This window comes from Paenibacillus caui (assembly GCF_019904135.1).
Lineage (GTDB): Bacteria > Bacillota > Bacilli > Paenibacillales > Paenibacillaceae > Fontibacillus > Fontibacillus caui.
This window is the reverse complement of the sequence record NZ_JAIOGQ010000018.1, coordinates 14833-32710: the sequence shown is the minus strand read 5'-3', so window position 1 is coordinate 32710 and position 17878 is coordinate 14833. Positions and strand designations below refer to the sequence as shown.

Below are 17878 nucleotides of genomic sequence, written 5' to 3'. Positions count from 1 at the left end.
GATTTTCACGTTCAGAATAACCATTATATTATATACAAGAATAGTTGATTTTACAAGTATGCAGAGCCGTGCAGGCAAATGTCAACCTTTTCTTCAAAACATTGCTCCGCGAGCCGCAAATTGTTTCATTGAACGATAAGCTTGTTCAAAACGCAAACGCAGCGAATCCGTAATGCCGTATGCCGTACGGATCTCCTCATCCGCTCTGTTTCCTTGCAGGCTTTCTGTAACGGTTTTGTGAAGGGCTGCCGCCCATACGTCCAGCGACGCATCCACTTCGCTCAAGATCGAGCGGTAATCCGAGGTTCCGTACACTCCCATTATAAACTGATACCAGAACTCCTGGGCAAAATAAAACAGAGCCGGATTATGAACCTGAGCCTCCTGCGCAACCCGGTCCAGGACATTTTGTACGGCGGCCGGAAAATCTTCCTGCCCCAGCGGAACCGACTCGATGTCGATCCCGATATGCTCCTCGGCCCTTGGCAGTTCAACGCTGCCGCTGCCTCCCCGCTTTCGCAAGGTTTGCAGAACCCGGAACTCCAGAACCGGATGATGCGAGCCGCTCTCCAGCCACTTACGCAGGGTTTCGTCAATCTCGGGCGCTTGTATAAATGAAAGCTGTTCAAGAGCAAGAAATGTATGCTCGGACAGCGGTTTTTCGGTGACCGTTTGGAGAAGCCTTTCGGCATACCCTTTATCTTCCGCGAATTTCATTTCCGCACGCCTGCGGGCAAAGCCTTCTTCCTCTTCGGCCTGAACTTCCCGCGGTTTCTCCGGAGGCTGTGAGGATGCCGGGAACGCCTCATTAAGCCAGTTCAGCAGCGCCCCCCATTCATCATAATGGCGGGGATCCTGAACTTCGCATTTCAGCAGAAAGCGCAGCAGCTCGGCTGCGTCAGCATAGCGCTCCGTTTCGAGCATCCGGGTAAGTTCCACCTGGTAATAATCCAGCGTCTTGGGAAACAAAACAAGATTGTCTTTGCTTGGCTGCTTATTCCCGTTAATAAATTTCTCCCACCTTTCTTCCGAAATCCTCAATGATTTGTAGATTATAACATAGAGATTCCAAAAGTGAAAAAATTCGGACTGTTTAAAATTAGCTTGCTAATTCTCTTATTATGTGATATATTATTTTTTGCTCGCATTTTATTATTTTTTGTCCCAGTAGCTCAGCTGGATAGAGCAACGGCCTTCTAAGCCGTCGGTCGGGGGTTCGAATCCCTCCTGGGACGTAATACCAAAAAGCTCTCCTTTACGGAGAGCTTTTTTTACGTCCAGGGGATGAGAACCCCATCAGGGGTTCGTCGGAGCGATGCCGACTGTTCGTGGCGGCAGAGCGGAGTCTCGAGCGTTAGCGAGAGTACCCTGACTGGGACGGGGCCTAAAGCTCTCCTTTGCGGAGAGCTTTTTTACGTCCAGGGGATGAGAACCCCACCAGGGGTTCGTCGGAGCGATGCCGACTGTTCGTGGCGGCAGAGCGGAGTCTCGAGCGAAAAGCGAGAGTACCCCGACTGGGACGGGGCCTAAAGCTCTCCTTTACGGAGAGCTTTTTTTACGTCCAGGGGATGAGAACCCCATCAGGGGTTCGTCGGAGCGAGCCATCCCAAAACTTTTGCTCGCGCTCCCGTTGGAGTTGCTTTGTCACAGGGGCTTCAGCCTTAGGTTCTCCACCAACTGCCCGTCAGCTACAAGTCGACTTGGTTCTTACCTCTGCCGGACTTGCATCGGCTTGTTGTGCCTAGCTTGACTAGGCGCGCGGTTTAAAAAAGCTCCCGGGAGGGGAGCCTTATTAAGCTGGTATATCCTTAATTTTCTTTTTACTTAAAATCCCCATAAATCCAGCCACTACGAACAATACGCCTGAGAGTATGTAGAAGAACGAAATACTGATAAACCCTGCAACTCCACTAACCAACATAAACCATCCCGCAAGTTTTGGTTTAGCCTTTGAGAAGGCCGCACCTACTATTCCTAAGATGCTAAATATCAGGGCTGAGATTGCCAATCCTGTAATACTGGACGTTCCAGTTTCTGAAAATGCAGCATCAATACTCCCAACAAACATCGCAATTATTGCTGCGATAATGCCAAAAATCCCTGCAACTAATCCCATTGCAAACAACTTACTTCCTCCCTTCATTTTATAGTTCTAATATACCACTTATTTCTATGCATTGCACCAATTTTTCCTCGAAACTAGAAATATATTCCTAGTTCTTATAGACTATTCGTGTAATGATTATGCATATTAAGGGGATAAAATGAATGAAAATCAAGCTAGGAGCGACTGCAATTCCAGAAATATTCAAGATTGTGATGAAACCGTTGAAAACAAAGGTATTGAAGAAGCTGCTGTTTCCTGAGTCATGAATACTGGCTTGTCTGATGCCGAAGATCCGGAGCACAATTTGCGGATTTTATATTCGTTTTATTCGAAATGAATAACCGGATCGTAAAAAAAGGGGCGTCCCCAGCAGTTAAAAACTGCTTTCAGGGACTGCCCCTTAACTTCTATAGGAACCGCTGCGCCGTGATCACACCAGCGCCCGAAGGCTGAGTGTCACTTCTTTGCCTTTTGCCGTATCTTGTTCCTGGGCGACGACCCAATTGACAGCCAGAGTTTCTTTTAACCGCGCAAGCTGTTCATCTGTCAAATGAAGTCCCTCGATCCGTCCTTCTCCTACCAGGAAGTCCGACTCCGAGCTTAAATGAAAGGCTTCTTCCAGCCATATTTTCAGCCCGTTCCGGGTGTTGAACGTGATCCGGTATCCGGCAAGAAGCGCTTGCTCCAGCTGCTCCCCATGCTCCTCCGCGTAAGTAAAGAAGTCGTCGTAACGGTAATGCTCTTCCTCCGCGGCCCGAAAGACATTGACGTCTCGGGAAGAAAGGGCATCAAGAAGCTGGGTCTGATCCAGGCCGGCTTTTTTGGCGTGCTCTAGCAGGATGGCCGTATGCTGGGATAGTTTAACTTGTTCCATACAAATGATCTCCTTCAATTTTTTTCGTCATGGAGGTGGCAGGCGACAAAATGTCCCGGGCCTATTTCGGTCCACTCCGGTTCTTCCTGTCTGCAGCGTTCAGTGGCAAACGGACACCGGGAAGCAAATTTGCAGCCGCTGAGGTTGCTTAATGGGCTGGGCAAATCGGCTTGCAAAGCCGGGACAGAGACGTTCCGGACTTTTGGATTGGGCACCGGAATAGCGGCGAGCAGCGCCTGCGTATAAGGGTGAGCGGGATGCTCGTAGAGCTCATCGCTCGGAGCCATTTCCACCAGCTTTCCGAGATACATCACGCCGATGCGGTCAGAGATATGCCGAACCATGGAAAGGTCATGGGCAATGAACAAATAGGTTAGTCCGTATTCCGCCTGTAAATCTTCCAGCATATTCACAACCTGCGCCTGGACGGAGACATCCAGCGCAGATATCGGTTCGTCGCATAGAATAAATTCCGGCTTGACCGACAGCGCTCTAGCAATGCTGATCCGCTGACGCTGGCCGCCGCTGAATTCATGCGGATAACGGTCCGCATGCTCCGCCTTAAGGCCTACCTTGTTCAGCAGCTCCAGCACCGTTTCACGGTTCTCCTTCTTATTCTTGAACCCGTGAATGCCCAGCGGCTCGCTGATCAGCTGGGTTACGTTCATGCCTGGGTTAAGCGAAGAGTAAGGATCCTGAAAGATCGTTTGCATTCTTTTCCGGTAAGGCTTAAGCTCGCGTTCGTTCATTTTCGCCAAATCCTGGCCGTCAAATCGAATAGAGCCCTCCGTAACGTCATATAACCTTACGATACTGCGTCCTGTCGTCGATTTTCCGCAGCCCGATTCGCCGACAAGTCCAAAGGTTTCGCCTTTAAAGATGTGAAAGCTTACACCGTCCACCGCTTTGAGCAGACCCTTTTTACCATGGGCTCCCGTTCCTCCGCCGGATGCGGAAAAATATTTCTTAAGCCCTTGTACCTTGAGCAGAGGCTGTGCGTCCATAGGATTCCTCCTTCCGAGGTTTTGTGTCATTGCCTTCCACGTCCTGGCCTATCCAGCAAAGAGAGCGATGTCCCGTATTTGTCCGCCGATAAGCCGGCATTCTGGAACAGATGCTACCGGCATACGGGCAGCGCTCCATGAACGGGCATCCGGGAGGAGGCGCCAGCATATCAGGCGGAGACCCTTCGATAGCTTCAAGACGTTCTTTGGTACCCGCCACAGATTTCGGTATCGATTTCAGCAGCCCTTGTGTATAGGGATGAAGCGGGTTCTCAAAAATCTCTTCAACGGTTCCTTCCTCCATAATGAGCCCGCCGTACATCACAATAACCTTCGTGCACACTTGGGCAACCACGCCCAGATCATGGGTAATGAGCATGATTGCCGTATTCGTACGCTCTTTGAGCTGCTGCATCAGTCTCAGAATTTGCGCCTGGATCGTAACGTCCAACGCAGTGGTCGGCTCGTCGGCGATGAGAAGCTCCGGATTGCAGGAGAGCGCCATGGCGATCATCACCCGCTGACGCATCCCGCCGCTGAACTCGTGCGGATACTGATCGATCCGCTGTTCGGGAGAAGGAATGCCCACACTCCGCAGCAGCTCGATCGCCTGCTTGCGGGCGGCTCTTTTACTAACCTTTTGGTGACGTAAAATCACTTCGGTAAGTTGCTTGCCGACACGGATGACCGGATTAAGCGAGGTCATGGGATCCTGAAAGATCATGGATATCCGGTTGCCTCGTATTTGTCGAAGATCCCGCTCGGGAAGGTCCAGAAGATCGGTATCATGGAACAGCACTTTACCATCCATAATGCGTCCGGGCGGCTGGATGAGACCCATAACAGATTTGGCGGTCACGCTCTTGCCGCTGCCGGATTCGCCAACGATCCCGAGCACCTCGCCCTGATTTATAGTAAAGTCCACCCCCCGGACAGATTGGACTTCGCCCTGCTGTGTCATAAAGGAAGTTTTCAGGTTTTGCACGGATAATAAATTTGTCACGGTTTCACCCCGGTAAATGGTTGAATTACTGTACGGCTTCGTCGGCTTCAGCAATGGCTAGCGTTTGCTCGCTTTCGGTTCGAAGGCCACCCGGAAAATATCGCCGAGAAAATTAAAGGACAAAACCGTCAGCAGGATAAATAAACCTGGAAAAATAGCCATGTAAGGAGCGTCGCTGATAAAGCCCTGCGCATCATTCAGCATACTGCCCCACGAAGAATTCGGCTGTTTGATCCCTAGCCCCAGAAAGCTGAGGGAAGATTCCATCAAGATCGAAGAAGCGATATTCATCGATGCCGAAACAATAATAGTAGGCATTATACTAGGTATAATGTGCTTCATGATAATACCGAAGGTGCTTTGCCCCGAGACCTTGGCATAAAGCACGTATTCGCGCTGCTTGACGGATAGAGTCTCCGCCCGGACGATTCTGGAGATGCTCATCCAGCTCAAAATGCCGATAATGAATACAATAGTTCCAATCCCCGGTCTTAAGTAAGCGTTCAGGATCAGCATCAGAAAGAACGAAGGAATGGACATCAGAACGTCTACGAGACGCATGAGGATATTGTCTATTTTTCCGCCAAAGTACCCGCTGACCGTGCCCACAGCCGTGCCAAGCGCTACCGAGATCATCATGGAAAGGAAGCCGACGCTCAAGGACACCCTCCCTCCGTATAAAGCTCTTGCAAAATAGTCACGCCCATAGTCGTCTGTACCGAACCAATGGGCGCTGCTTGGGCCCTGGAGTCTGTCCATAACGACGATCCGGTTAGGATCATAAGGAGCCAGAAAGGCAAAAATCGCTGCTAGAATAAAGACCGCCAGCACAATCAGGGCGGCTACCCCGGTTTTCTGGTGTTTAAACTGGCCGACCATGGCGCGCCATCGCAATGAATTCATAGCTTGTTCACCCCGCCGTTTTAATGCGCGGATCCACCACGCCGTATAATATATCAGCCGTCAAGTTGCCGATGACCAGCATGACAGATGTTAGCATTGTAATGCCCATGATGACCGGATAGTCCAGCCCGGACACGGATGTGATGCCTAGCGACCCCATTCCCGGCCAGGAAAAAACCGATTCGGTAATAAAGGCTCCGGCAATGAGCTCCGGAAGAGACATGCCCAATATGGTAACGACCGGAAGCAATACATTGCGAAAAACGTGGCGCCACAGGATCGTATTGCGCGTCGATCCGTAAGCATACTGGATTTGCACATAATCCTCTTCCATTTCGCTAATGGTGCTGGACCGGATGTAACGCATATACATAGAGATATTTATAAAGCTAAGAACCATGACTGGAAGAATCCCGTGCTTCATGATGTCCCATGCGGAGTTTGAGCCGACTGTGCGCATGCCCATGCTGGGCAGCCAGTGCAATTTAAAGGAGAACCAGAAAATCAGCAAGATGCCGAACCAGAAGCTTGGAATGGAAATGCCGATATATGAGAATAAACTAAGAAGCCGGTCAACAGGGCGATTTTTGCGGGAGCCCGCATACATACTTAAAGGCACTGTAATGATTAATGACAGCACAAGCGCAGTTCCCATCAATCCGATCGTGGCCGGGATTCTTTCGGCAATCATGGTCAGCACTGGTCTATGGTTAATCAGCGAGTAACCAAAATCACCCGTCAGAACATTTTTCAGCCAGAGAAAATATTGAATATAAACCGGCTTGTCAAGCCCCAGGCTTTGCCGAATTCGCTCTACATCCTCTGCGCCCATATTAGGGGTGACAAAAGAAAGCACCGGATCCCCGGGAGCCAGCTTGATCAGAGCAAATGAAACTAACGATATGAAAAATAGCAGGGGAACGGCTTGCAGAACCCGCCGCAGAATAAAGCTTTTCAAGAAGTTTCCCTCCCAAACGGGGCGCCGGCCCAGGCAGGCCGGCGTCATTAGTAGCTTGCTGATTATTTTTTGTAAAGCTTGGACAAGTCCTCAAGCATAACTACCGGTTTAGGACGGGCTTCTTCAATACCGCCATAGCTGTTGTCAACCGCTACGACCGCTTTCGTGTAGGCTATCGGATAAACCGTCATTTCGTTTGCCACCGTTTGCTGGATTTGCTTGTACAATTCCGCCCTCTTGGCTTCATCCGTCTCGACCGCACCCTTGTCCCAGAGAGCGTCGAATTCAGGATTTTTGTAATGGGAATAGTTGTACGCTTCATTACTCATATAAAGAGATTTATAGGCATCAGGTTCATATCCCATAATATAGCCGCCGAAGTTAAGCTCGAAATCCTTGTTGTTCATATCGAGTGTTTTGTTGCCGTAAGCCGTGACATCCATGGGAACGAGTTCAACCTCGATGCCCGCATCCTTAAGCTTCTGCTGAACATACAGGGCTTGGCTTTCCTGCGGCTTGTTCGTATTGGAATAGGCCAGACGAAGCTTCAGGTTGCTTACGCCAGCTTCGCTGAGCAATTGCTTGGCTTTGTCCAGATTATAGTCATACTTCTCTAGATCCGAAGTTTGATACAGCGTATCCGGAGTCAGGATCGATGGGGCCGGTTCCGCAAATTCCGAAGAAGAGTAGGAAGCCGCAATCATTTCATTCTTGTCCAGCGCATAGGCGATAGCCTGACGGACTTTAACATTTTGCATGGATGGAATATTCAGATTGAACACCATGTATTGGAGGCGTCCTTCCGGATAGACCAGCAGGTTGAATTTTCCGGTATCCTTCAGCTTCTTGTAATCCTGCGTATCTACCATGCGCATCTGGATTTCGCCGTTCTGCAGGGCGAGATTGGCAGCATTCGGATCTTTGGCGATCCGGTAAGTCACCGAATCCAGATGAGGCTTGGCCGCAAAATAATCATCAAAGCGCTCCAAAGTCACATATTCGCCAGGACGGTATTCTTTGAATTTGAAGGGGCCGGAACCAACGGGATTGCTATTTTTCCTACTTTTCTCAATATCCGCTTCACCTTTAAAAATATGTTCCGGAATCGGGTAAAGCTGAACGAGCGCGCCGTCAAATGCAGCAGACACTTCAGGCAAAACAATGTTAACCGTCAAATCGTCCACCTTGCTCACTTTCACCGGCTTGCCGTTAAAAACATACATGCTGCGGAACGGATTGTTCTGCTTTTCATCCAAAATGCTGTTGATCGAAAATACAAGATCGTCCGCTGTGATCGGCTGGCCGTCATGCCATTTCAGGCCGCTGCGCAGTTTGATCGTATACGTCAAATGGTCGTCCGACACCTTCTCGCTTTCGGCGAGCACAAACGTCTTCTTCCCATCGTTGATATTAAATAAAGGAGAATAAAGTGCCTGGTTAATCGTCAATGTCACCCGATCCCCTGCGTAAAGCGGGTTGAGTGCTTTGGGATCATCGGACACGGCAATAATGATGGAGCCGCCATCTTTCGGCTGGCCGTTATCGGCAGGTGCAGAGCTGGCAGAACTGTTCTGGCCGGACGAAGCCGTCGAACTGTTTCCGCCTTCGCCTCCGCATGCGCTGAGTACCGTCATCACGGAAATGAGCAGCGCGGTTAGCCATAAATACTTGCGATTCATGTTTATGTACCCCCAATAGATTAAGTTTATAATCAAGTATAATCAGAGGTATAAGAAAATTCAATATAATTATTCACACTTTTTTGATCGGATTTTAAAACTTTCAAGGTGATGGACGAAGTCGATTTCGGGGGCGTAGAAAACCTCTGGGTCAATGCCGAGGTAGGCGATGGCGGAGCCGTGTTTGTGCGCTGACGACTTCCTACTACAATTAATAGCTTGAATAATCCGGAAGGCAGCCTACGGAGGCATATAGCATTTTGTTGACTTTGTCATACACTGTCTTACAATTTGTCTTACAACTCTAAATCATCCTCTTCATCCTCGGCCCGACCACTTTACATTTTTAATTGGACGCTGTACAATAATCACATTGCAAGACACTTGGGTTAGTCATTAAGTTGTTAGTGTCAAAGACGTGATCATATTAAGCAATAACTTCCTGCGGGTGTAGTTCAATGGTAGAATGCCAGCTTCCCAAGCTTGAGGCGAGGGTTCGATTCCCTTCACCCGCTCCAACGACTCCCTAGCAATAGCCGCTTTTAAGGGCGGATGGCTTTTAATGAGGAATTATCCATAAAAAATAGTGCATATATATTTTGTAGATGAGCAGCGCTTATTGCTGCTCTTTTTTGCGTTGTAGATAAATTGATGAACTCGTTTGAAGTTAGGTAGGTCATTTTTTCATTTTACATAAATCCCCAACTAATAACGCATAATACGCGCATCATTTCCAAATTATGAAAGACGGAAAGACTGCCTTTCTTTCGCTTATGGTCAAATGCAGCATACTCGGGGCGCTGCCGGCATATATATGGGATGATACGTTTCATCCTGTTATGAATCTATCTATTATGCATTTTATTCTGAGGGGGAGTTTTACTTTGAAAACAACCGGCGATCGTATTTCAAAGCTCGTTCTGCTCACGGCTGCCTCCATGGTGTTCATAGGAGGATGCGGAAGCAAAGACTCCGCTGTCCAAACGGCAGCGACGAATGTTAAATCCCAGGCCTCTTACTCCATTTCAAAAGCCTCATACGCTGCTAAAACCTCAAAGCGTCATGCCATCGAAGCTACGGACGGCAGCCTCAGACTGACCGTGCCGGATGGCTGGGAGAAGGACGATACGCTTAACAGGGCGGCAGCGCTGGCCGTCTCCGACCGTTCCAGGGAAAAATACGCGCTCATCATCCCTGTATCGCGGAATGCTTTGAGTAAGGGCGCGGCGCTGGAAAGCTTTAAAAAAAGGTTCATAGCCGATACAAAAGTAGCGCTGCACAACTTCCGGATCGTCGAAAGCAAAGACATCTCCATCGGGGGATTTCCTGCCCAAACGGTTGAGTTTTACGGAACGGCCAGAAATGTAAATCTCCACTATTTGGCCGCCATTATGGAGAAGGACCGGCATTTCTATCAAATTATCACCTGGTCTACCGAGAGCCGTTTCAGTGATTATAAAGACGAATTCTTGAATGTCGTTCAATCTTTCAAAATATTAAAAGAGAACACCGCCGCCTCCGTTCCGGTCCTCGGTTCTGCAGCAGCCGAAGCTTCGCTTTTGATCAGCAGCGACCAAGAGACGGGAATTACCGTACCCGAAGGCTGGACCGCTGATAGCGATTTGACCGCCGGAGCCGACCTTCAGGCCTCTCACCCGGCAACAGAAGATTACCTTGTCGTATTAAGAGAGAGAAGATCCGAATTCTCGCAGAATACAACGATCACGGACTATTACAGGCTGGTAAGCGACAATATGAAGCACTCCATTCAAAACGCCAGGCAGGACAAGCCCCGTCAAACCAGCGTCGGCGGTCTGACGGCAGTTCAGTTTATGCTTAGCGGCGAGGTGGACAAAGTCAAAGTCAGCTACCTGGTCACCCTGGTGGCCTCCGGGGATCATTTTACCCAGGTGCTGCTGTGGACAAGATCCGATCAAATGGAAGAGAAGCTGAAAACCTATAAGTACATCGTAAATTCGTTTAGAGAGCTATAGCGTTCAACCGGAAAACTCAGATTGGAAATCGCTGTAACCGCCATGCTAAAATATAAATAACATCTAAAAATTTATATAACCGCCAAACGCGATACGCGGGCGGCAGCCGTTCCTTGAGGAGGGATCGTCAGATATGAGCTTTACATTGCAAATTGGGGATAAAGCGCCGGATTTTTACCTGAAAGGAACCGACGGGAATCACTATTCTCCGGAAAGCTTTGCAGCTTCCAAATATCTCGTCATTTTTTTCACTTGCAACCATTGCCCGTTTGTGCTGGGCTCGGATGAAATCACACGCCATACAGCGGACAAGTTCAGCAAGGATAGCGTAACCTTTGTAGGCATCAATGCCAACAGTGAACATACACACCGGGAAGACTCCTTTGAGTATATGATTGCACGCATGGAAGAAAACCGTTTCCCATGGATTTATCTCCGGGACGAGCACCAAAAGACTGCCAGATCCTACGGCGCTCTTCGCACTCCGCACTTCTATGTTTTCGACGAGGAACGCAAGCTGGTTTACACCGGCCGAGGCGTAGACAATCCGCGGCAAACGGACAAAATGACCGTGAATGACCTGGATCGCGTCCTCACGGAGCTTGTTTCAGGCAAGCCAATCAGTGTAAGTGTAACGAACCCGATCGGCTGCAACGTGAAATGGGACGGCCAGGACGCGCATTGGATGCCGGCGGAAGCCTGTGACTTAATATAAGGAGGAACTTAAGGATGTCCGAGATTTACGATTTCAAGGTCAAAACGATCGATGGCGAAGATACTACCCTTCGTCCCTATGCGGGTAAAGTGATGTTGATCGTCAATACGGCCAGCGCCTACGGCTTAACCCCGCATTACAAAGGACTGCAGCAGCTGTATGATACATACAAGGATCAAGGCCTTGTAGTGCTCGGCTTTCCGTGCAATCAATTTGCCGGGCAGGAGCCGGGCACGGAACAGGAGATCAAGCAGTTCTGCGAGCTGAACTACAAGGTCAGCTTCCCTATGTTTTCCAAAATCGACGTAAAGGGCGAACACGCGCATCCGCTCTATCAATATCTCGCCAGCAGCACCCCTGCCCCATATAAGACGGGCGATATCGAATGGAACTTCGTTAAATTTCTTGTCGACCGAAACGGAACGATTGTTAAACAGTACAGCGCGCGGACCGAACCTTCCGCGATCGAAGAGGACGTCCAAGAGTTGCTGGGATAGTCCTGTTTGACCGGCTCGAACCCGCAGTACAAAAAGCCGACCCTCTGCAAGAATGCTGCCAGGGCCGGCCCTTTTATTTTCGGTAAACCGCTCCCGGGACTTGCCCTGGCCGGTTCTACCATGTCCTCTAATTCTTCATCTTCGGGTCAAGCGCGTCGCGCAAACCGTCACCCATCAAATTAAACCCGAGCACGGTCAGCATGATCGATGCCCCCGGGAAAATAACGGTCCAGGGCGCCGTCTGAATGAACTGCCTGGAATCGGACAGCATTTTGCCCCATTCCGGCTGCGGCGGCTGGGCGCCGAGTCCGAGAAAACCCAGAGCGGCCGCTTCAATGATCGCCGTAGCTATCCCTAGCGTCCCCTGAACAATAACAGGAGTCAGACTATTCGGCAAAATGTGGTGCAGCAGAATTCCGCTGTTCTTCATCCCGATCGACCTTGCGGCGGTTATAAACTCCTCTGTTTTCAAACTGAGCACCTTCGCCCGGACAAGCCGGCCGTATGCCGGGATATTAACGATGGCTATCGCAACCAGCGCGTTTTGCAGGGATGGCCCCAGAACAGCGACGATCGCAATGGCGAGCAGCATGCCGGGAAATGCCAGCAGAATATCAAACAGGCGGGATATCGCCATGTCAAGCCATTTCCCGTAATAACCAGCCAGAATACCGAGAAGAGTGCCGAAGATCACCGAGCCGATGACCGAAAAGAACCCGACCCACAGGGAGATCCGCGCTCCGTAAATGACTCTCGTGAATATGTCCCTGCCGACATCATCCGTTCCAAACCAATGGTCGCCGGAGGGCGGTTTCAGCCGGTCCAGCAATTGAGGCTCCTTATAGCTGTATGGAGCAATCAAGGGAGCCAAAGCACCCAGCAAAATAAAAATGACAATAATGAAAAGCCCAATCATCGCCAGCTTGTTGCGGCGAAAGGAATGCCAGGTTTCCCGAAGAGGACCTTCCGTCTTGCTTGATACAGCCGGCGGCGTGCCGGCAGTCTTCATCGCAGCCTCTGCCATTCGATTCCCCTCCTTTAACGATATTTAATGCGACGATCGATCACTGAATACAATAAGTCGACGATGAGGTTGACCATCACAAAAATAAACGCGATAACCAGAATGCCCGACTGGATGACCGGATAGTCCCGGTAGCTGATCGCATCATACAGATAGCGGCCGACACCGGGCCAGGCGAAAATCGTTTCCGTCAGCACCGCCCCTCCAAGGTGGGAACCGGTCTGCAGTCCGACAACGGTCAAAATGGGAATGAAGGCATTTTTCAGGGCATGCTTGTATACGACAAAAAACTGCGGGAGCCCCTTGGATCTGGCTGTACGGATATAATCCGACTTCATGACCTCAAGCATGCTGGAACGGGTCATACGGGCAATAACCGCCATCGGTATCGTTCCTAAAGCAATGCTTGGCAGAATCAGATGCTTGATTACAATCCACAGCTGATCCCAGCGCCCTGCAATCAGGGCGTCAAGGATATACAATCCGGTTACGGATTCCAGCGGGTTGCGCTGATCTATGCGTCCGATGGACGGCAGCCAGTGCAGCTTGATCGAGAATATCCACTGCTCCATCAGCCCCAGCCAGAAAATCGGCATGGAAATGCCGATCAGGGCCAGCAGCATGGCGACATAATCAAACCAGGAATTCTGCTTCCAGGCGCTGATGATCCCGGCATTGATCCCGACTACGATCGCAAACAGCATCGACGTAAACGTTAATTCCAGAGTAGCCATCAGGTACGGCCCCATTTCCTTGGCAATGGGCATTTTGGTGCGAATGGATTGCCCCAAATCCCCTTTAAGCAAATCCCCCAAATAGGTGAAATATTGCTGAAGCCAAGGTTTATTAAGGCCAAGCTGCTCTCTGAGCGCCTGCTTGGACTGCTCTGTCGCCTTCTGTCCCAGTATCGTTTCCGCCGGATCGCCGGGAATCGCATGAATAATGGAGAATACAATAATCGTCATCCCCAGAAGCACCGGTATGAGCACCAGGAGCCGCTTTACCACATAAGAGTTCATCTTGCTTCACCTGCCGAGAAAAGAGTAGGAACGGCCCGAAACCGGGCCGTATTACGATTAGGCTTATTCAAAATAAACACTGCTGTAGTATTCGGTCCCCGTTGGATCCGGTACAAAACCTTTCAGGCTAGCTTTGCCAGCCAGGATCGGAGTGGTATGAACGAGCGGAATCCACGGAGCATCCGCCTTGATGATGACCTGCGCCTGTTTGTACAAGTCGGAACGTTTGTTTTGATCCGTTTCCTTCTGTGCTCCAGTGAGCAGCTTGTGGAGGTCCTCATTCACGTAAAAGCTGTAGTTGTTCGATCCAATGGCATCCTTGTCAAGCAGCGTGTAAATAAAGTTGTCAGGATCTCCGTTATCGCCGGTCCAGCCGAGCATGTACAGATCGTCTTTTTCGCCCGCCTTGGCATCATCCAGATAGGTAGCCCACTCCGGAGACTCGATATTCACTTTGACTCCGATTTTGGCAAAATCAGCCTGAATGACCTCGGCCACTTTTTTGCCGTCCGGCATATAAGGTCTTGAAACCGGCATTGCGTAGAACGTGTATTCACCAGGGAGACCGTCCGGGTATCCGGCTTCTGCAAGCAGCTGCTTGGCTTTATCCAGATCATAGGTATAATCCTGCACGGCATCGTTGTATCCCCAAAGGGTAGGCGGCATCGGGTTTACCGCAGGGGTGGCCTGGCCGGCGAAGAACGCATCAATGATTCCCTGTTTGTTAACGGCATAATTCAAAGCCACGCGAACCTTCGGATTGTCGAAAGGCTTTTTCTTCGTGTTAAATCCGATGTAGGCAACGTTAAACGGCGGACGTTCAATCTTTTGCAAAGACGAATTGGATTCGAGCTGCGATAAATTATCGGGACTCACGTCCTCCATCAGGTCGATTTCACCGTTTTGCAGGGCGTTAAATCTTGCGGAGTTGTCCGGAATCGAGCGGACGATCACTTTATTCAGCTTCGGAAGACCTTCCTTCCAGTAGTCCGGGTTCTTCTCCAGGGTGATGGAGTCGTTGCGTTTCCATTCCTTGAAGACAAAAGGACCTGTGCCGACCGGCTCATTCTTGAAGTTTTCTTTCTTCTCCTTGATGGCCGTCGGACTCGCGATGCCAAAGCAGGTCATCGCCAGGTTCTGCAGGAACGGAGCCTGGGGCTGGTTCAGAACAAATTTAACCGTATGGTCATCGGCTGCCACCACATCCTTAATAACACGGGCACCATCTGGACCAAACATGGAATCATAATAGTCGAACGAATCGCCTTCAAATTTGAATTCGCTTTTCGGATCGCTCCACCGCTTGAAGTTGAACACCACCGCATCCGCGTTGAAATCGGTGCCGTCATGGAATTTGACGCCCTGCCGCAGGGTGAACGTATACGTCAGGCCATCCGGTGAGATGTCCCATTTTTCAGCAAGGGCCGGTTCGACTTCTGTCGTGCCTTCCTTGTACTCAAGAAGCGAATCATAAACCTGGTGGACGATTTTCAGGGATTCACCGTCGGTCACGATAGAGCCGTCAAGGGAGACGGAGTCTCCGCCGCGTCCGATAATCAGCGTATCCTGAGTCTGTCCCGAAGCGGGCGCCGAGGCCGAGGCTGAAGCAGGCCCATTGCTGGCAGAGGCGTTGCTGCTCTCTGAAGCGTTATTCGCGCCGCCACCGCACGCACTCAAAAACATGGTCATTCCCAGAACCACAGCAAGCAATCTGCTCGTTCCTTTGTTCATTTAAGACCCTTCCTCTCTCATGATTAATATGTATTTAAAACCGGCGGAGTGCCAGTTCTAAACAGATGCCCTGCTTTGTTCTCTGCTTTGTTCGGCCTGCCCTTGCTGCGCCGGATCCGGGTCCTGCAGGCGGCCGCTTTCGTTATGCAAGAAACAGGCTGTAAAGTGCCCTTCCCCCGTTTCCTGCAGCGATGGCCTTTGCTGGCGGCATATCTCCATGGCATGGGGGCAGCGGGTGTGAAACGCGCATCCTTCCGGAGCCTTGGATGGGCTCGGCACATCGCCCTGAAGAATAATGCGCTGGCGTTTAGCCTTCGGATTCGGGATGGGGACGGATGACAGAAGAGCCTGCGTATAAGGATGCTGCGGATTGTCGTAAAGCTCCTTTTTCCCCGCAATTTCAACAATCCGTCCCAGATACATCACAGCTACCCTGTCGCAAATATGCTTCACCACGCTTAAATCGTGGGCGATAAACAAATACGTCAGTCCGAATTCCTCCTGCAGGTCCTGCATCAAATTGATGACCTGCGACTGGATTGAGACATCGAGGGCTGACACCGGCTCGTCGGCGACAATCAGCTTCGGCTGAACCGCCAGCGCCCGGGCAATCCCGATCCGCTGCCGCTGTCCCCCGGAGAATTGGTGGGGATAACGCTGCAAATGGGCGGCGGGAAGACCGACAATTTCCATCAGGCGTTCGATCCGCTCGCGCCGTTCTTTGCCGCTCCCTATACCGTGAACCTTTAGCGGCTCTTCGAGTATGCGCTTGACGTTTTGTCTGGGATCGAGCGATGAGAACGGATCCTGAAATACGATTTGCATTTCCTTTCTTCGCTTCCGCATCTCTTCCGCCGAAAGCCTTGTGATCTCCTCCCCGTCAAAAAAGATTTGTCCGTCCGAAGGCTCGATCAACCGCAGCAGGCTGCGGCCGGTTGTTGATTTGCCGCACCCGCTCTCGCCAACAAGGCCAAAGGTTTCACCGCGGCGGATAGCGAAAGAGACATCGTCCACCGCCTTGACATAAGATACTGATTTCCGGAACATTCCGTTATTTACGGGATAATACTTCTTCAAGTGCTTCACCTGCAGCAGCTCGTCACTCGGGTTCGCTGAATTCATATCGCGCCCTCCTTTGCCGAGGAATAGAGCCAGCAGCGGCAGCGATGTCCGGAATCCTCGCCCTCAAGCTCCGGCAAATGCCCCCTGCAGACCTCCATCGCATGCTCGCACCGGTCGGCGAAACGGCAGCCCTGCATATCCATGCTCATCGCCGGGACCTGTCCGGGTATCGAATACAACCTGTCAACCGACTCATTCATCAGCGGGATCGAACGGAGCAAGCCTTGCGTATAAGGATGCATAGGGTTATCAAAAATTTGTTCTGTTTCGCCTTCCTCGACGATTTTCCCCGCATACATCACGACGACCCTGTTGCACATTTCGGCAACCACACCCAGATCGTGGGTAATCATCATCATGGCCGTGCCGTTTTCTTCATTCAACTGCCGCAGCAGGTCCAGAATCTGGGCCTGGATCGTGACATCAAGCGCAGTCGTGGGCTCGTCCGCAATCAGCAGCTCCGGGCTGCAGGAGATCGCCATGGCGATCATGACCCGCTGCCGCATGCCCCCGGATAGTTGATGCGGATATTCGTCTATGACGGATTCCGGCCGCGGGATGCCCACCTTGGCGAGCATCTCTACGGAATGCTTCCGGGCTTCCTTGCGGCTCGCTCCCTTGTGAATCCGCACGGTTTCCCCAAGCTGCTGACCAATGGTCAACAACGGGTTTAGCGAAGACATCGGTTCCTGAAATATCATCGAGATCCGGTCCCCGCGGATTTTTCTCATTTCCCTTTCAGGCAGCGGAACCAAATCGCGTCCTTTAAAGCGGATAGAACCGTTCACGATCCGTCCCGGCGGCTTAGGAATGAGGCCTAGAACGGATAAGGAAGTCACGCTTTTGCCGCAGCCGGACTCGCCGACAACGCCGAGCACTTCCCCGCTCCGAACCGTAAGGCTTACTCCGTCCACTGCCGGAATCTCCCCGCGCGATGTTATAAAATGAGTATGCAAATCCTGAATCTCCAGCACAGATTCGTGCATAACACCCCTCTTTTCCCGAAAATTTGTTCAATCCATCCAGAAAAAAGGAAAATACCCATTTCTATTATCGGGTAATGAGAATATTACAATAACTTTACTATTTTCACAATATAAATGTAAGTTTAGTTCCCGTTATTTGTTACATATTTTTGAATATCATTTTAAATTGTATGTTTTTATGTAATATATAATGACATTTAAATTTGAGATGCACCTAATGATAACGGCTGACGCCATAAATAGACGGCAGCCGTTCCTGTAG

General features: G+C 50.5%; 16 protein-coding genes and 2 tRNA genes. 5 read left to right on the top strand and 13 right to left on the bottom strand.

Going from position 1 to position 17878, the window contains the following annotated elements; translation table 11 throughout:
- Positions 1–93 precede the first annotated feature (93 nt).
- Positions 94–924: a hypothetical protein gene (locus K7397_RS12190; RefSeq protein ID WP_420488780.1), complete on the bottom strand. Its 831-nt coding sequence runs from the start codon at positions 922–924 to the stop codon at positions 94–96.
- Positions 925–1161: 237 nt separating this feature from the next.
- Between K7397_RS12190 and K7397_RS12185 the strand changes: the two genes are divergently transcribed.
- Positions 1162–1235: transfer RNA gene (locus K7397_RS12185), tRNA-Arg, on the top strand.
- 557 nt (positions 1236–1792) lie between these two features.
- On the opposite strand, the gene K7397_RS12180 is transcribed toward K7397_RS12185, so the two are convergent.
- From K7397_RS12180 to K7397_RS12150, 7 genes are all read right to left on the bottom strand, one after another.
- Positions 1793–2116, bottom strand: coding sequence for a DUF4064 domain-containing protein (locus K7397_RS12180; protein WP_237690877.1), 324 nt, complete (start codon positions 2114–2116; stop codon positions 1793–1795).
- Between the two features lie 421 nt (positions 2117–2537).
- Entirely contained in the window at positions 2538–2981 is a 444-nt protein-coding gene (locus K7397_RS12175) for a hypothetical protein (protein ID WP_223068232.1), read from the bottom strand.
- A gap of 14 nt (positions 2982–2995) precedes the next feature.
- Complete coding sequence (locus K7397_RS12170) at positions 2996–3985, bottom strand: ABC transporter ATP-binding protein (RefSeq protein ID WP_223068231.1); 990 nt, start codon at positions 3983–3985, stop codon at positions 2996–2998.
- Positions 3948–4988 carry an ABC transporter ATP-binding protein gene (locus K7397_RS12165; protein ID WP_337926718.1) on the bottom strand — a complete coding sequence of 347 codons (1041 nt, stop codon included), beginning with the start codon at positions 4986–4988 and terminating at the stop codon, positions 3948–3950. Before K7397_RS12165 ends, K7397_RS12170 begins: the two co-directional genes overlap by 38 nt.
- A gap of 57 nt (positions 4989–5045) precedes the next feature.
- A complete protein-coding gene (locus K7397_RS12160) occupies positions 5046–5891 on the bottom strand; it encodes an ABC transporter permease (RefSeq protein WP_223068230.1) in 846 nt (281 codons plus the stop codon).
- A 7-nt stretch (positions 5892–5898) separates the two neighbouring features.
- On the bottom strand, positions 5899–6849 hold the full coding sequence (locus tag K7397_RS12155; protein ID WP_223068229.1) for an ABC transporter permease: 951 nt from the start codon (positions 6847–6849) through the stop codon (positions 5899–5901).
- A gap of 62 nt (positions 6850–6911) precedes the next feature.
- The gene (locus K7397_RS12150; protein WP_223068228.1) at positions 6912–8528 is read right to left on the bottom strand and encodes an ABC transporter substrate-binding protein; all 1617 of its coding nucleotides are present in this window, start codon (positions 8526–8528) and stop codon (positions 6912–6914) included.
- A 444-nt stretch (positions 8529–8972) separates the two neighbouring features.
- Here K7397_RS12150 and K7397_RS12145 point away from each other — a divergent pair.
- From K7397_RS12145 to K7397_RS12130, 4 genes are all read left to right on the top strand, one after another.
- Positions 8973–9046, top strand: a tRNA-Gly gene (locus K7397_RS12145).
- Positions 9047–9412: 366 nt separating this feature from the next.
- Complete coding sequence (locus K7397_RS12140; protein ID WP_223068227.1) at positions 9413–10522, top strand: DcrB-related protein; 1110 nt, start codon at positions 9413–9415, stop codon at positions 10520–10522.
- Positions 10523–10655: 133 nt separating this feature from the next.
- On the top strand, positions 10656–11237 hold the full coding sequence (locus tag K7397_RS12135; RefSeq protein WP_223068226.1) for a thioredoxin family protein: 582 nt from the start codon (positions 10656–10658) through the stop codon (positions 11235–11237).
- A gap of 14 nt (positions 11238–11251) precedes the next feature.
- Complete coding sequence (locus tag K7397_RS12130; RefSeq protein ID WP_223068225.1) at positions 11252–11734, top strand: glutathione peroxidase; 483 nt, start codon at positions 11252–11254, stop codon at positions 11732–11734.
- Between the two features lie 127 nt (positions 11735–11861).
- Here K7397_RS12130 and K7397_RS12125 read toward each other — a convergent pair whose 3' ends face one another.
- The 5 genes from K7397_RS12125 to K7397_RS12105 all read right to left on the bottom strand — a co-directional run bounded on the left by K7397_RS12125 (position 11862) and on the right by K7397_RS12105 (position 17616).
- Positions 11862–12758, bottom strand: a complete 897-nt coding sequence (locus tag K7397_RS12125) for an ABC transporter permease (protein ID WP_223068224.1) — start codon at positions 12756–12758, stop codon at positions 11862–11864.
- 14 nt (positions 12759–12772) lie between these two features.
- The gene (locus tag K7397_RS12120; protein WP_223068223.1) at positions 12773–13777 is read right to left on the bottom strand and encodes an ABC transporter permease; all 1005 of its coding nucleotides are present in this window, start codon (positions 13775–13777) and stop codon (positions 12773–12775) included.
- Between the two features lie 63 nt (positions 13778–13840).
- On the bottom strand, positions 13841–15508 hold the full coding sequence (locus tag K7397_RS12115) for an ABC transporter substrate-binding protein (RefSeq protein WP_223068222.1): 1668 nt from the start codon (positions 15506–15508) through the stop codon (positions 13841–13843).
- 57 nt (positions 15509–15565) lie between these two features.
- Positions 15566–16630 carry an ABC transporter ATP-binding protein gene (locus K7397_RS12110; protein WP_223068221.1) on the bottom strand — a complete coding sequence of 355 codons (1065 nt, stop codon included), beginning with the start codon at positions 16628–16630 and terminating at the stop codon, positions 15566–15568.
- The gene (locus K7397_RS12105; protein ID WP_223068220.1) at positions 16627–17616 is read right to left on the bottom strand and encodes an ABC transporter ATP-binding protein; all 990 of its coding nucleotides are present in this window, start codon (positions 17614–17616) and stop codon (positions 16627–16629) included. The genes K7397_RS12110 and K7397_RS12105 overlap by 4 nt, the downstream gene beginning before the upstream one ends.
- Positions 17617–17878 lie beyond the last annotated feature (262 nt).